We start from the raw sequence: 14519 nt of genomic DNA, 5'->3' as shown, positions 1-14519 counted from the left end.
AGTCAAGGTACCCGGCCCGCTTTCGCGTGTGGGAGGACATGAAGCCTGCTGTCTTAGGCCGCTGCCTGTCTTTAGTCCACGACGCCGGTGGGCCAGTCCGCCGGCCCCGCGCTGCCGGCGTCGTACTCTTCCAAGGGGACGTCGCCGCTCTCCCAGGCGCGAAGCACCGGCTCGATGATCCGCCAGCAGTCCTCGGCCGTATCGCCGCGGACGGACAGGAGGGGATCGCCGCTGATGATGCCTTCGAGCACCTCTCCATAGGGCAGCATTCCGGCTGCGCTGAGCTGGGTCACCAGGCTGGCGCGGTCCAGGGTGAAGATGTCGCCGGGGCCGTTCACATCAACGTCAAGCTGGAGCACGTCCGGACCGAAGCCGATGCGCAACTGGTTGGGGGAGTCCACGCCGGAGAATCCTTTGGGAAGGTGGGGGACCGGGCGGAAGGTAATGACGGCTTCCTTGCGTCGGCGTCCCATGGCCTTGCCGGAGCGCAGGATGAACGGCACCCCCTTCCAGCGCCAGTTGTCGATCTCCACCCGGACCTCGGCCAGGGTTTCGGTATTGCGGGCCGGATCAACACCGTCCTCCGCTGCGTAATCCGGCACCGTCCGTTCCCCGAGGGTTCCTGCGGTGTACCGTGCCCGCCGTGTGGACTCCTTGAACGGAGCCTTGATGCTGCTGGCACGCAGAACGGTTGCCACGGCGTCGCGCAGGTCCCGCTCCTCGATGGTTGCCGGCGCGTCGATCGCCAGGAAAGCCATGATGTGCAGGAGGTGGCTCTGGATCATATCCCGGAGGGCACCGGCAGTGTCGTAGTAGCGTGCGCGTCCCTCAAGGGCCAAATCCTCGTCAAAGACGATTTCCACTTTTTCGATGTGTTCGCGGTTCCACACGGGCTCCAGGAACCGGTTGGCGAATCGAAGGCCCAGGATGTTCAACACCGTGGCTTTGCCCAGGAAGTGGTCCACGCGGTGGATGTGGTCTTCGGGGACCAGGGCCGCGAGCGTCTTGTTCAGCTCGTGGGCGGATTCGGTGCCTGAGCCGAAAGGCTTCTCCATCACCAAACGGGTCCCGGCAGGCACCTGATCGCTGTGAAGTACCTCGCAGGCCTTCTGGCTGACGTGGGGAGGCAAAGCGAAATAGATGGCGACGGGTCCCTGCAAGGTGGCCAGGAGGTCCGCCAGGGGACCGTCCGCTGTGACATCAAGCTGGTGGTACTCGGTGGTGTCAGCGACTTTTGCCAGTGCCGCACGGCCGGCATCATCAGCCGTGCCCGAGGCCGCGTTGAACGCGCCCGCAACCCGCTCCCGCCATTGTTCCGGAGACCAGGGGTCCGAGCCTGCACCTGCCAGCCGTAATCCGGGAGCCCTGCCGGAAGCCAGCAGTCCGGCGAGTCCGGGCAGCAGGAGCCTTCCTGTCAGGTCCCCGGACGCGCCGAGGATGAGCAACGTTTTTACAGTTGTTTTACTGGTCACTGTGCCAGCATGCCATCTTGCAGGTGCGACTTGGTACCCTAGATAGTCGAGTCCCCTAGTCGATTCAGATTTGTTGGGTTGAGACATGTTTGCTGGGGGCAATCGTCAAGACTCTGGTGTGCCGCATTGGCCGCCATTCGCAGACCATCGAAAGAAGTGCACGGCGCGTGTTCAATTCACTCTCTGACCGGTTGACAGCAACCTTCAAGAACCTTCGTGGCAAGGGCCGCCTCACCGAGGCTGATGTTGATGCCACAGTCCGGGAGATCCGCCGCGCCCTGCTGGACGCGGATGTTGCAGTATCAGTGGTCCGTGAGTTCACCGGCCGCGTGCGCGAACGTGCCTTGGGTGCCGAGGTTTCGGGTGCGTTGAACCCGAGCCAGCAGATCGTCAAGATCGTCAACGAGGAACTCGTGGAGATCCTCGGTGGCGAGACACGCCGGATCCGCCTGGCCAAGACTGGCCCCACCATCATCATGCTCGCCGGTCTCCAGGGTGCAGGTAAGACCACCCTTGCCGGCAAGCTGTCCAAGTGGCTGAAGGCCCAGGGCCACAGCCCCATGCTGGTTGCTTGCGATCTTCAGCGCCCCAACGCCGTGACACAGCTCCAAGTGGTGGGCCAGCGCGCCGGCGTCCCGGTGTTCGCTCCGCACCCTGGTGCCACCTCCGAGCTCGAGCACCCTGCCGGCGACCCCGTAGCCGTCGCGAAGGCAGGCGTCGAGGAAGCGCGCCAGAAGCTCCACGACGTTGTCATCGTCGATACCGCCGGCCGTCTTGGTGTCGACGCCGAGATGATGGACCAGGCCCGCCGGATCCGTCAGGCCATCATCCCCAACGAAGTCCTCTTCGTGATCGATTCCATGATCGGCCAGGACGCCGTCAACACGGCGATGGCGTTTGATGAAGGCGTCAACTTCACGGGCATCGTGCTGTCCAAGCTCGACGGCGACGCCCGCGGTGGTGCCGCGCTGTCGGTAGCGTCCGTGACCGGCAAGCCGGTGATGTTCGCCTCCACCGGTGAAGGCCTGGACGACTTCGAGCTTTTCCACCCGGACCGCATGGCTTCCCGCATCCTTGACATGGGTGACGTCCTTACCCTGATCGAACAGGCTGAGAAGGCCTGGGATAAGGACGAAGCCGCCCGGATGGCGAAGAAGTTCGCCGACCAGGAAGACTTCACCCTGGACGACTTCCTCGCCCAGATGCAGCAGATCCGCAACATGGGCTCCATGAAGAAGATGCTCATGATGATGCCGGGGGCGCAAAACATCCGTCAGCAGCTGGAGAACTTCGATGAAAAGGAGATCGACCGCGTCGAAGCAATCGTCCGGTCCATGACGCCGCACGAACGCGTCGCCCCCAAGATCATCAACGGCTCACGCCGCGCCCGTATCGCCAAGGGTTCAGGCGTCCACGTGTCCGAGGTCAATGGCCTGCTGGAGCGCTTCGCCCAGGCCCAGAAGATGATGAAGAAACTTGCGCAGGGCGGCGGCATGCCGGGGATGCCCGGGATGCCTGGCCTTGGTGGCCCCGGCGGAGGCCGCAAGAGCGGCAAGAATGCGCCCAAGAAGAAGGCGCGTTCAGGCAACCCTGCCAAAGCAGCACAGGAACTGCGCGATGCCGAAGCCAAGCGGGCTAACGCAGCCTCGGCAGCACCGTCGGGTGCCGCTTTCGGCCAAGGCGCGGCAGAGTTCGATCCCTCATCGCTCAACCTTCCCAAGGGCTTCGATAAGTTCCTCGGCAAATAGGCCGCGGCTGACATCCCCACCGCGTCGCAGTTGGGATGTCAGGGCCGTGGAATAGGCTGAACCAATGCATAAGCAGCGCGTAGTCTTCGTTCACGGCCTGGGCAGCTTTGGTGCTGCGGCATGGCCGAAACAGCACGGCATGGCCCTCGCTTATGACGCACTGTTCCTGCGCCGGCATGGCTTTGACGTTGCAGCAGAACCCGTGGGATCGAGCGTTGCCGCGGACGTTGCCATTGTCATCAATGCCCTGGCGGATACGGGTGGCGGCCACGTCGTAGCGCACGAGCAAGGTGCCATCTCCGCCATGCTGGCTGCCATAGAACGTCCGGACCTGGTGCACTCGCTGAGCTTGGTTGAGCCTGCTTGTTTGTCCCTGACAGCCGAGCTTCCGGCCACAGCCTCCCATCGGGCCCTTATGGAACCCCTGTTCGATGTACGGAGCCAGCTCAACGACGCCGACTACCAACGTGAGTACTACCGCCGGGCGTTTTCTGCCGAAACGGGGGGACTGAATACTCCCGAAGCGCGCCGTTCAGCCCGCAGGCTCAGGCTCCAGGCCCCGCCTTGGGAGGCCCCGCTGCACATCGTGCCCGGTGTCCCCACGTTGGTCCTCACGGGTGGCTGGGAACCCCTGTATGAGGAAATTGCCGGTTACCTCCAGGAAACCGGAGCCCTCCGCCGTGCTGCTGCGGGAGGGCACCGGCCCCAGGATTCAGTGGACGGGGATCACATCATCCGATCGTTTGTTGGTGACGTCGGACGGGCCATGTCAGTTCAGGCTTCCTGAGCCGGCCTCAAATGTGTCCGGGCTGCCGGGTACCTGCAGTTCCGGCAAATAGACCTTTCCGCCAGATGCCAGGAATTCCTGGCTCTTTCCGCGCATGCCGCTGTACATTTCCGCAATGGCTGTCTGCGCCTCTTCTGATCCGTATTCGTCACGGATGTCCTGGCTGATGCGCATCGAACAGAACTTGGGGCCGCACATGGAACAGAAATGGGCGGTCTTGGCCGGTTCCGCCGGCAGCGTTTCGTCGTGGAAGGCTTCTGCTGTGACGGGGTCCAGGGAGAGGGCAAACTGGTCACGCCAACGGAACTCGAATCTGGCCTTGGACAAGGCATCGTCCCGCTCGTGGGCCCCGGGATGGCCCTTGGCGAGGTCGGCGGCGTGGGCTGCGATCTTGTACGTGATGACACCGGTCTTGACGTCGTCCTTATTGGGAAGGCCCAAATGTTCCTTGGGGGTCACGTAACACAGCATGGCGGTGCCGTACCTGGCAATCTCGGTGGCGCCGATGGCTGAGGTGATGTGGTCATAACCAGGAGCCACATCCGTGACCAAGGGCCCAAGGGTGTAGAAAGGGGCTCCCTTGCACAGTTCCTGCTGGCGTTCCACATTTTCCCGGACCAGGTGGAACGGCACGTGGCCAGGTCCTTCCACCATCACCTGCACATCGAACTCCCACGCCCGCTGTGTCAGCTCGGCGAGGGTATCCAATTCGGCGAACTGGGCTGCGTCATTGGCATCGGCGGTTGCACCCGGGCGCAGGCCGTCGCCCAGGGAGAAGGCGACGTCGTACTGGGCGAAGATTTCGCAGAGCTCGTCAAAGTGCGTGTAGAGGAAGTTCTCCTGGTGGTGCGCCAGGCACCAACCCGCCATGATCGACCCGCCACGGGAGACAATTCCCGTGACCCGGTTGGCGGTCAACGGCACATAGCGCAGGAGCACGCCGGCGTGGATGGTCATGTAGTCCACGCCCTGCTCACATTGCTCGATCACAGTGTCCCGGAAAATCTCCCACGTCAGCTTGTTCGCCTCGCCGTTGACTTTCTCCAGCGCCTGGTAGATGGGGACCGTCCCGATCGGGACCGGGGAGTTGCGGATGATCCACTCCCGGGTGGTGTGGATGTCGTCCCCAGTGGAGAGATCCATGACGGTATCGGCACCCCATTGAGTGGCCCACTGCAGCTTGTCCACCTCTTCCGCGATGGAGCTCGTCACTGCTGAGTTGCCGATGTTGGCGTTAATTTTCACCAGGAAGGCTTTGCCGATGATCATCGGTTCTGACTCGGGGTGGTTGATGTTGTTCGGAATGATCGCCCGTCCTGCGGCAACTTCGCTGCGGACCAGCTCAACGTCACAGTTTTCCCGCAACGCGACGAACTGCATCTCGGGAGTCACCGTGCCCTGCTTGGCATAGTGCATCTGCGTGACGGTTTTACCTTCGACGGCGCGGCGGGGCACCGGTTGGGTGCCCTTCCACTCTGCTGATGCTTCCCCGCGCCGCACCGCTGACTTGCCGTCGTCCAGCAGGTTTCGCTCCCGTCCGCGGTAAGCCACGGTGTCACCGCGGGCTTCGATCCATGGAGCGCGGAAAGGCTCAAGCCCCACAACGGGATCACTGCCGGGGCCCGCAGTGCGGTACACCTGGAACGCCGGGTTGGCTGTGCCGTTGGGAGACGGTTCCAAGGCGATCTCGGTGACGGGCACCCGGATCCCGTGGTCCGGGTCCTCCAGGTAGGCCAATGAATGGGATGTCAGCGACTGGGTCACAGATTCCGGCGTCCTTGCGCTTGAGCCGGACGGGTTTTGGGCAGGGCTGTGCTGTGTTTTTGTGGTGCTCAAAGGATTACTCACTTCCTTCGCCGGCATTACCCGGACAGGTTCAACGGTCGCAGACTGCATCAGTCCGATCTCAGCCCCTGCAGGGGCCCCCGTGTGGTCGTAGACGAAGCTACCACAGCTCACAACGGGCACCCAGTCACATGAACGAACCAGCGTCCAGGACGCCGCTGCGGACTAGGCTTTTGATATGGCCACCATCATCGAATTCAGCGGATCTGTCCTTGTCTCGGCGGACGAAGAGCGCCAAGGGATGTGGTCTGTTGACGGAGTCCTGACGTTCGAACGCCCCACGGCCACACCGGACCTGGTGTTGGATGGCTGGGTCCTCCCGGGTTTCGTTGATGCCCACTGCCACATCGGTTTGGGTGTGGGTGGCGCCGTTGACGAGCGGACCACCCTTGCGCAGGCCCACGCTGACCTCGACGCCGGGACTCTGCTGATCCGGGATGCCGGATCACCAAGTGACACCCGTTGGGTCCAGCAACGTGCGGACGTTCCCCGGTTGATCCGGGCAGGTAGGCACATTGCCCGGAGCCGGCGGTACCTCCGCGGTTTGGGGCATGAAGTCGAACCCGGCCAACTCGTGGAGACCGTCCGGAAGGAAGCGCGGGATGGAGACGGGTGGGTCAAGTTGGTGGGGGACTGGATCGACCGTGGCGTGGGTGACCTCGCTGCCTCTTTCCCCGCCAAAATCGTCAAGGATGCCATCGCTGCCGCCCACGATGAAGGTGCCCGGGTGACGGCCCACTGCTTTGCCGAGGACACAGTGGACGACATGCTCGATGCAGGCATCGACTGCATCGAACATGCCACGGGCCTGCTGCCGCGACACATTCCGCGCTTGGTGGAGCAGTCCGTGCCGATCGTTCCCACCTTGGTCAACATCGCGACTTTCCCGGACATTGCTGCCCAGGCTGCCCCAAAGTTTCCTGACTATGCGGACCACATGGTGCGGCTTTGGGAGCGGCGGCGCGAGCGGGTGTTGGAGGCCTTTGAGTCAGGCGTGGCCATCTATGCGGGCACGGACGCCGGCAGCGTGATCAAGCACGGCAGGATCGCAGACGAAATGAAGGAACTGCACGACGCCGGCCTGCCGCCGGCCGCGGTCCTGGACGCCGCGGCGTGGCGTGCCCGGGAGTGGCTGGGGGCCGAGGGCATCAGCGAAGGGGCGGGTGCCGACGTCGTGTTGTGCTCCGAGGATCCCAGGATCGAGCTGGAAACTGTTTCCAGCCTCAAACACATCGTGCTGCGCGGTTCACTGGTCCGTTAGGAATAAATTGAAGCTTCAAGTAATTTAGAGAAGTAGAAAGGTGCTGATGAGGGGCACCTCGAACCCGGGAGCGTCACATGACCACACCACTCAGCCAGGATCTTCTGCCTGCCGAACTGACCATGGGCACCGTCATGCTCAAGGTCGGCAACATGGCTGTCATGAGCGACTACTATCAGCGTGCCCTTGGCCTTGACGTGGTGGCCGAGCAGGATGGCGGGCTCTACCTGGGGCGGCTCGGAAAGCCCGTGGTGCATCTTGCCCCGGCGTCCGGTCTCCAGATTCCAGGCCGTGGGGAGGCTGGCCTGTTTCACACGGCCATTCTGTTCCACGACCAGCCTTCATTGGCCGCCACCATTGCTACCGCCGCCGAGTACGAGCCCCGAGCTTTCGCGGGCAGTGCCGACCATCTGGTCAGCGAAGCGTTCTACTTTACCGATCCTGAAGGCAATGGCATTGAGCTCTACTACGACAAGCCGCGTGAACTCTGGCAGTGGGATGGCAGGAATGTGGTGATGGACAATGTTGCCTTGCCTCCGCAGCGATTCCTCGAGCAGCACCTGAGTGAAGCCGCGGTGACAGGGCAGCGCGAGGCAGCGGCCGGAATTGGACACGTCCACCTGCAAGTCGGTGACGTCGGAACTGCCCAACACTTCTACGTGGAAACCCTGGGCTTTGAGCGGACGGCGGGCTGGCATGGCCAGGCGTTGTTCGTTTCCGCCGGCGGCTACCACCACCACATGGCCATGAACGTGTGGAACAGCCGTGGCGCCGGGCCCCGCAAGGACACGCTGGGCCTGGGGGAAGTGCTCATTGAGGTCCCCGACGCCGACGACGTAGCGGCGCTTGCGGATCGCTTGAAGATCGCAGGAGTGCAGAACCACCACACCGGCGCCGAACTCCGGTTCGAGGATCCGTGGCGGAACAAACTGCGGGTTGCCGTCCGCTAAGCAGCGCCACTCCTGCTGCGCCGGCACACTCCCGTTGCGCCGCCCACTCCTGCATTAGGCTGGGCAGTGACGGCACGGATCCAACCGGGTTTTGTGCCGCCGCCCCGTCAGCACGAAGGAATGAGAGTACTTTCCATGGGCTTTGCCGAAATTTTTGTAGCCACCCACGATGAAGCACTCAAGAGGGCAGCGGCCCTGGATAAGGGCGCGGATGTCACCGGCCCCGCCGTCAGGATTGACGGCATTACCGATTTCGAAGTGGAGCAGCTGGGTGACCTTGCCGGCCAGGCGGTCCACGCAGCCGGTGCTGACTACGAACTTGCCCTGGTTGATGTCACCAGCGATGCGCTTCTGGGTGTCCCCGAAGCCATGGTGCGGGCCTTGGCCGAGCTGTTGACGTACGAGAGCGAAGGCGAGGCAAATGTCCTCGATGACGTTGCCGCAGCCTGGGCTGCGCAGGACGATATGCCCTTCGACGCTGCCCAATCCCGCCAGTACGTCCAGCAGTTGGCTGCCTTGGCAACCGATGTTGAAAAGGTGGAGCGCGCCGGGCTCTACGTCTGGTCCGAATAGCACTTCCGCCCGGGCATGGGCGCACCTTGCACCCCCGCGGGTGAGCAACAACACACGGGCCCAGGTGGCGTAAGTCGTATTTGCTCCGGGCATCTGGCACAATAGACAGGTACTCGATCGGTGCGGCCCCTCTCTCCGTGCTCGTATCTTGTCCTTCGAACCGTCCAGTATGGCCCGCCCCACGGGTGCAGAACGTCGGGTTCACCTCGTTTCAGAAACAGGAGTGACCACAAAAGTGGCCGTAAAGATTCGCCTTAAGCGCTTCGGTAAGATGCGCGCACCGTACTACCGCATTGTCGTCATGGATGCCCGCGCCAAGCGCGATGGCCGTGCCATTGAAGAAATCGGCAAGTACCACCCCACCGAAGAGCCGTCGTACATCGAGGTCGCTTCCGAGCGCGCCCAGTACTGGCTTTCCGTTGGCGCCCAGCCGACCGAGCAGGTTGCTGCGATCCTCAAGATCACCGGTGACTGGCAGAAGTTCAAGGGCCTCCCGGGCCAGGAAGGCACCCTGAAGACCAAAGCTCCGAAGGAAGCCTTCGTAGCACCGGAGAAGGGTTCCGTCATCATTCCGGAAGCCATCACCAAGAAGGCCAAGAAGGACGAAGCAGAAGCTCCGGCCGAGGCTGAAGCAGAGACCACCGAGGCTGAGTAAGTTGCTGGCAGAAGCGCTCGAACACTTGGTCCGTGGGATCGTTGACAGCCCTGAGGATGTCAAGGTCAGTGCCAAGAACAACCGCCGCGGGGAATCCCTTGAGGTGCGCGTTCACCAGGAGGACCTCGGACGGGTGATCGGCCGTCAAGGACGCACCGCACGCGCTTTGCGCACAGTGGTTGCAGCCTTGGCAGGTGGCGAGCAGGTCAGGGTCGACGTCGTCGACACCGACCGCCGCCGGTAACGCGCTCAGCACTGCTTGTCTTAGGTCCGGCCCCTTCACCGAATATGGTGGAGGGGCCGGATTGCTTTATCCACCCTTTCATCACCGTGGCTGCCCGGCGGCGCGGTACACAAGAATTCAGAGGAACCCATGCAGCTCCAGGTGGCCCGGATCGGCAAACCCCATGGCATCCGCGGCGAGGTGACCGTCCAGGTGCTCACCGACGCCCCTTCCGAGCGATTCGTCGCAGGAACCGAGTTCATTGTGGAACCGGCATCGGCTGGCCCGTTGACCATCCGCAGTGCCCGGTGGAACAAGGACATTCTGCTGCTGGGCTTCGAGGAGATCGCCGACCGCAACGAAGCGGAAGTCATCCGTGGTGCGAAGCTCTTCATCGAGACCGAAGAACTTGACGACGAAGACGACGACGAAGGCTGGTACGAGCACGAGTTGGTCGGCCTCGAGGCGCGTGTTGGTTCGCAGGTGGTTGGCAAGGTGGCCGCCCTCAACACCATGCCCGTCCAGGACCTGCTGATGGTCAAGACGGACGATGGCAAGGAAATCCTGGTTCCCTTCGTCGAGGAGATCGTTCCCGAAGTCAATGTTGAGGACGGGTACATCCTGATCACCCCGCCGGCCGGGCTCTTTGAAGTCAACGACGACTCATCCGGGGAGCCCGAGGACGGCACGGGGGATGAAGCCTGAATGAGGATTGACGTTGTCAGCATCTTCCCGGAGTACCTTGCACCGCTGGAGCTCTCCCTCATAGGAAAAGCCCGCCAGGATGGCCTGCTGGAACTCAACGTCCACGATTTGCGCGCGTTCACCACGGACAAGCACAGAACTGTGGACGATACACCCTATGGTGGTGGCGCCGGGATGGTGATGAAGCCGGAACCGTGGGCACAGGCCCTTGAATCAGTGGCCGGTGCTCCTGAAGGTTCCAAGCCGGTACTGATTGTTCCGTCGCCGGCAGGGGAGCGGTTCAACCAGGCCCTCGCCTATGAGCTCGCCGAGGAGCAGCAGCTTGTCTTCGCCTGTGGGCGGTATGAAGGCATCGACGAACGGGTCATCGACTGGGCGCGGGACCACTTCACTGTCCGGCCCGTCAGCCTCGGTGATTACGTGCTCAATGGCGGCGAAGTCGCGGTGCTGGCCATGGTCGAAGCCATCGGCCGGCTCCTTCCCGGCGTGGTGGGAAACCCTGAGTCACTGGTGGAAGAGTCCCATTCGGACGGCCTCCTGGAGTACCCCGTCTACACCAAGCCGTCCGCGTGGCGCGACCATGACGTCCCTGCTGTCCTGCTGAGCGGCAACCATGGAAAAATCGCCCAATGGCGGCGCCACGAGCAATTCCGGCGGACCGCAGAGCGGCGTCCGGACCTTTTGGAAACGTTCGACGCCGGTGCCTTGAGCCGCGCTGACCGCAACGCCCTGTCTGACCTCGGGTACGACGTCGTCGACGGTCGCTTGCGTCCCCGCCCTGGCGGCGACGCCGCAATCTGAGGTCCGCTGCCGCCGTCGAAAGTTCAATAGTCGTGACAGTTGGCCCGATGGCAGCGCATATGGCAGAATTAACCCTTGTGTCTACTGGGCTGACACCTGCCACAGGGGGAGTTCAGCCAACAGTCGGACAACCCGGCCGCGCCAATCAGTGGCGGAGCCGGACACTAAGAAACTTCGGCGGAGATTTCCGGCGGCCCTTCGTGCCCCGGGCTTGTCTGCCGTAACCCAAAGTGAATGACCTGTGGCGTTCACCAGGAGTGGATTAATGCATATCCTCGATAGCGTAGATGCAGCCTCGCTGCGTAACGATGTTCCTGAGTTCCGCGCGGGTGACACCCTCAAGGTTCACGTCAACATCATTGAAGGCAAGAACTCCCGTGTCCAGGTCTTCCAGGGCTTCGTCCTGGGCCGCCAGGGTGACGGCGTTCGCGAAACCTTCACCGTGCGCAAGGTTTCCTTCGGTGTCGGCGTAGAGCGTACCTTCCCGGTACACTCCCCGATCATCGAGAAGATCGAGGTCGTCACCAAGGGTGACGTCCGCCGCGCCAAGCTTTACTACATGCGCGCACTGCGCGGTAAGGCTGCGAAGATCAAGGAAAAGCGCGACTTCGCCAAGTAAGTCCTGCGACTTATGTAACGGGTCCAGGATTCGTGCCCGGTTGTTCCGGAGCAATCCGCAACGCAACAGGGATACGAGTCATGGACACATCAGAACGCCAGCCCCGGAAACAGGGCTGGCGTTTTGTTTTCCTTGCACTGGTCCTCGCCGTGGCCATCAGCGGACTGGTCCGGTCCTTGTGGCTGGACGTTTACTACATCCCATCCGAATCCATGGAACCGCTCCTCGGGGCAGGGGACAGGATCCTGGTGTCACGGACGGCCTTTACTTCCGAGCCGATCCGCCGCGGTGACATCGTGGTCTTCGACGGCCGTGGCTCGTTCGCGCCGCTGAGCAGCGGACAAGGCCCTTTTGTTGACGCCGTCTCGGCTGCAAGCCAGTGGTTTGGACTGACCGGCAGCGACACCACCTATGTCAAGCGGGTCATCGGCGTCGCAGGGGACCGCGTCCAGTGCTGCGATCCCAGTGGCCACCTCACAGTCAACGGCCAGCCGGTTGAGGAACCCTATGTGTATCCAGGGGATGCACCCAGCAAGCAGAAATTCGACGTCATGGTACCCGAGGGCCGCCTGTGGCTGATGGGTGACCACCGCTCCCGCTCCGCAGACTCCCGGGGACTGCTGGGTGCGCCGGGCGGCGGTATGGTTCCTGTGGAACGGGTGATAGGACGGCCGGTCCAGATCATCTGGCCACTTGATAGATTTGCAGAGATGCCTCGCTCTACGCAGGCCGAAACATCGAAGAACGGACAGTAGATGCCGGACAAGGCTCCAGAGAATCCCGAGCGGTACGACGACGACGCCCGGGTCTCGGACGGAACGGCACCTGCCGCCGGGGTGGATGAATCGCGCCAACCCGACGACGCGTCAGGTGGTTCCGGCAACGCAGCTGCTGCCCCCGGCAACGGCAAGACAGCCGCCCGTGAATCGACGGGCGGCGCCCACGCAGTGGAGAAGCCCCGCAAGAACCCTGTCCTGGTCTGGGTCAAAGAGATTGTGACCGTGGTGGCCATCGCGCTGGTGCTGTCCTTCCTGCTGAAGACTTTCCTTTTCCGGGCGTTCTACATTCCGTCGGAGTCCATGGAAAGCACCCTCGACGTCAACGACCGCATCTTCATCAACCTCCTGGTCCCTGAACCTTTCGCCCTGCAACGTGGAGATGTTGTGGTGTTCAAGGACTCCCAGAACTGGCTGACGCCGGTAGCCAAAGAGCCTGCCGGCCCCATGGACTGGGTGGGGGACGCGCTGGAGTTTGTGGGGTTGGCTGCCGACGACAATGAGCAGCACCTCGTCAAGCGTGTCATTGGGCTTCCCGGGGACCGGGTTTCCTGCTGCGATGCCCAAGGGCGTGTCAGTATTAATGGTGTGCCGTTGGATGAGACGTACATCAACCCGGCCGAGATACCGCAGCCGAATGCCTTCGACATTGTGGTTCCGGAGGGCAAGGTGTGGGTGATGGGCGATAACCGCAATCATTCGGCGGACTCACGGGCCCACCAGGAGAGCAACGGCGGCTTCATCAACATTGAAGACATTGAGGGCAGGGCCACTGTCATAGCCTGGCCCGTCAGTCGCTGGACCTACCTCGACAACTTTCCGGACGTCTTCCGCGATGTCCCCGAAAGCACCCCGGCAAAATAATGGCAACAACGGCTGCCGGCCCCAAGGGCAAGACGCAGGTCAAAGTCCCGGCCAAGACCAAGAAGAGCGCCAAGCCCGCCACCAAGGCCAAGAGCCCTGTGGGTTTCCCCACCCTTGACGTGGAGCGGTCCTTCCTGGCGCCCGGCGTGCGGTTGCTGGCCGGTGTGGATGAGGTGGGTCGTGGCGCCCTGGCTGGACCCGTCAGTGTCGGGATTGCCGTGGTCAACCTAGAGGATCATGGCTTGTTGGCCGATGTGCGGGACAGCAAACTTCTCAAGCCTGAGGACCGTGACAGGCTGGAACCCTTGGTCCGCGAATGGGCTGTTGCTTCCGCCGTAGGACACGCCTCGTCCAGGGAAATTGATGACATTGGCATTATTGCAGCCTTGCGCCTGGCAGGGACGCGTGCGTGGCTGGAGATCCTGGCCGGCGGAACCACGCCAGACGTCGTCCTCCTGGATGGCAGCCACAACTGGCTCTCCCCGGATGTTCAGGCGTCCCTCTTTGACGAGCCCGCGCCGGGACCTTGGTGCGAGGCTCCCGTACATACCCGGGTCAAAGCAGACATGAGCTGCCTCAGCGTTGCAGCCGCCAGTGTCCTGGCCAAAGTGGCACGTGACCGCATCATGGTGGATCTCCATTCGGAGGTCCCTGCCTACGGGTGGAACGAGAACAAGGGATATGCCACCTCCGCCCACAGGGACGTGATCCGGCTCCAAGGGCCCAGCGCCTACCACCGGACCAGTTGGAACCTTACGGGGCCTGACGCCGGCTGACGGCACACCGCACAGTGCTGCTGCCCTGCTGTGGCCTGGGGTCATGCTCCGGTTGGCGCATGCCGCGCGGCAGATAGTGCAAGATGGAACTATGAGTGCCGAGGACCTTGAGAACTATGAAACCGACATGGAGCTGCAGCTCTACCGCGAGTACAGGGATGTTGTCGGTCTGTTCAGCTACGTCGTGGAAACTGAACGACGGTTCTACCTGGCCAATCATGTTGATCTGCAGGCACGCAGCGCGGACGGTGAAGTCTACTTCGACCTGACCCTCCAGGATGCCTGGGTATGGGATGTTTACCGTTCAGCCCGTTTCGTGAAGAACGTCCGCGTGATCACGTTCAAGGACGTCAATGTCGAAGAGCTGCCCCGCAGTGAAGACCTGTCCCTGCCCAAGGATGGCGGGCTCGGGGACTTGGGCGATCTTGGAAACTAGCATCTGACTCTTCCTCCACAGCAGTGAT

The 14519-nt window shown here is 62.6% G+C and carries 16 protein-coding genes and 1 riboswitch; of the genes, 14 read left to right on the top strand and 2 right to left on the bottom strand.

Annotation, left to right across the window (positions count from 1 at the left end):
* Positions 1–71: 71 nt before the first annotated feature.
* The gene (locus ABQM86_RS12785) at positions 72–1472 is read right to left on the bottom strand and encodes a glucose-6-phosphate dehydrogenase (protein WP_207593798.1); all 1401 of its coding nucleotides are present in this window, start codon (positions 1470–1472) and stop codon (positions 72–74) included.
* Positions 1473–1639: 167 nt separating this feature from the next.
* Here ABQM86_RS12785 and ffh point away from each other — a divergent pair, with 167 nt between their 5' ends.
* Positions 1640–3220, top strand: coding sequence for a signal recognition particle protein (ffh, locus tag ABQM86_RS12780; protein WP_369744589.1), 1581 nt, complete (start codon positions 1640–1642; stop codon positions 3218–3220).
* 64 nt (positions 3221–3284) lie between these two features.
* Entirely contained in the window at positions 3285–4007 is a 723-nt protein-coding gene (locus tag ABQM86_RS12775) for an alpha/beta hydrolase (protein ID WP_369744588.1), read from the top strand.
* On the opposite strand, the gene thiC is transcribed toward ABQM86_RS12775, so the two are convergent.
* The gene (gene thiC / locus ABQM86_RS12770; protein ID WP_369744587.1) at positions 3990–5843 is read right to left on the bottom strand and encodes a phosphomethylpyrimidine synthase ThiC; all 1854 of its coding nucleotides are present in this window, start codon (positions 5841–5843) and stop codon (positions 3990–3992) included. The genes ABQM86_RS12775 and thiC overlap by 18 nt on opposite strands.
* Positions 5839–5946: riboswitch (TPP riboswitch) on the bottom strand. Its footprint overlaps the gene before it by 5 nt.
* 84 nt (positions 5947–6030) lie before the next feature.
* Here thiC and ABQM86_RS12765 point away from each other — a divergent pair.
* The 12 genes from ABQM86_RS12765 to ABQM86_RS12710 all read left to right on the top strand — a co-directional run bounded on the left by ABQM86_RS12765 (position 6031) and on the right by ABQM86_RS12710 (position 14491).
* Entirely contained in the window at positions 6031–7113 is a 1083-nt protein-coding gene (locus ABQM86_RS12765; protein WP_207593794.1) for an amidohydrolase family protein, read from the top strand.
* A 77-nt stretch (positions 7114–7190) separates the two neighbouring features.
* Positions 7191–8063 carry a VOC family protein gene (locus tag ABQM86_RS12760; RefSeq protein ID WP_369744586.1) on the top strand — a complete coding sequence of 291 codons (873 nt, stop codon included), beginning with the start codon at positions 7191–7193 and terminating at the stop codon, positions 8061–8063.
* 135 nt (positions 8064–8198) lie between these two features.
* Positions 8199–8636, top strand: a complete 438-nt coding sequence (locus ABQM86_RS12755; RefSeq protein WP_207597577.1) for a hypothetical protein — start codon at positions 8199–8201, stop codon at positions 8634–8636.
* 235 nt (positions 8637–8871) lie between these two features.
* Entirely contained in the window at positions 8872–9291 is a 420-nt protein-coding gene (gene rpsP / locus ABQM86_RS12750; protein ID WP_017199647.1) for a 30S ribosomal protein S16, read from the top strand.
* 1 nt (position 9292) lies between these two features.
* Entirely contained in the window at positions 9293–9535 is a 243-nt protein-coding gene (locus ABQM86_RS12745) for an RNA-binding protein (RefSeq protein WP_011775119.1), read from the top strand.
* Between the two features lie 129 nt (positions 9536–9664).
* Positions 9665–10219 (top strand): ribosome maturation factor RimM, encoded by a 555-nt coding sequence (rimM, locus tag ABQM86_RS12740; RefSeq protein ID WP_337339653.1) that lies wholly within the window; start codon positions 9665–9667, stop codon positions 10217–10219.
* Positions 10220–11020 carry a tRNA (guanosine(37)-N1)-methyltransferase TrmD gene (trmD, locus tag ABQM86_RS12735; protein ID WP_369744585.1) on the top strand — a complete coding sequence of 267 codons (801 nt, stop codon included), beginning with the start codon at positions 10220–10222 and terminating at the stop codon, positions 11018–11020.
* A 265-nt stretch (positions 11021–11285) separates the two neighbouring features.
* A complete protein-coding gene (rplS, locus tag ABQM86_RS12730) occupies positions 11286–11639 on the top strand; it encodes a 50S ribosomal protein L19 (RefSeq protein ID WP_144649543.1) in 354 nt (117 codons plus the stop codon).
* Positions 11640–11719: 80 nt separating this feature from the next.
* The gene (gene lepB, locus ABQM86_RS12725) at positions 11720–12394 is read left to right on the top strand and encodes a signal peptidase I (RefSeq protein ID WP_207593790.1); all 675 of its coding nucleotides are present in this window, start codon (positions 11720–11722) and stop codon (positions 12392–12394) included.
* Entirely contained in the window at positions 12395–13279 is an 885-nt protein-coding gene (gene lepB, locus ABQM86_RS12720) for a signal peptidase I (RefSeq protein WP_369744583.1), read from the top strand.
* Positions 13279–14055, top strand: a complete 777-nt coding sequence (locus ABQM86_RS12715) for a ribonuclease HII (RefSeq protein ID WP_207593788.1) — start codon at positions 13279–13281, stop codon at positions 14053–14055. Before lepB (ABQM86_RS12720) ends, ABQM86_RS12715 begins: the two co-directional genes overlap by 1 nt.
* Before the next feature lie 91 nt (positions 14056–14146).
* A complete protein-coding gene (locus ABQM86_RS12710) occupies positions 14147–14491 on the top strand; it encodes a DUF2469 domain-containing protein (protein ID WP_089595421.1) in 345 nt (114 codons plus the stop codon).
* Positions 14492–14519: the final 28 nt, after the last annotated feature.

Origin of the sequence: Paenarthrobacter sp. AMU7, assembly GCF_041200195.1 — a bacterium.
Taxonomy (GTDB): Bacteria; Actinomycetota; Actinomycetes; order Actinomycetales; family Micrococcaceae; genus Arthrobacter.
This window is presented reverse-complemented; position numbering and strand designations above follow the sequence as displayed.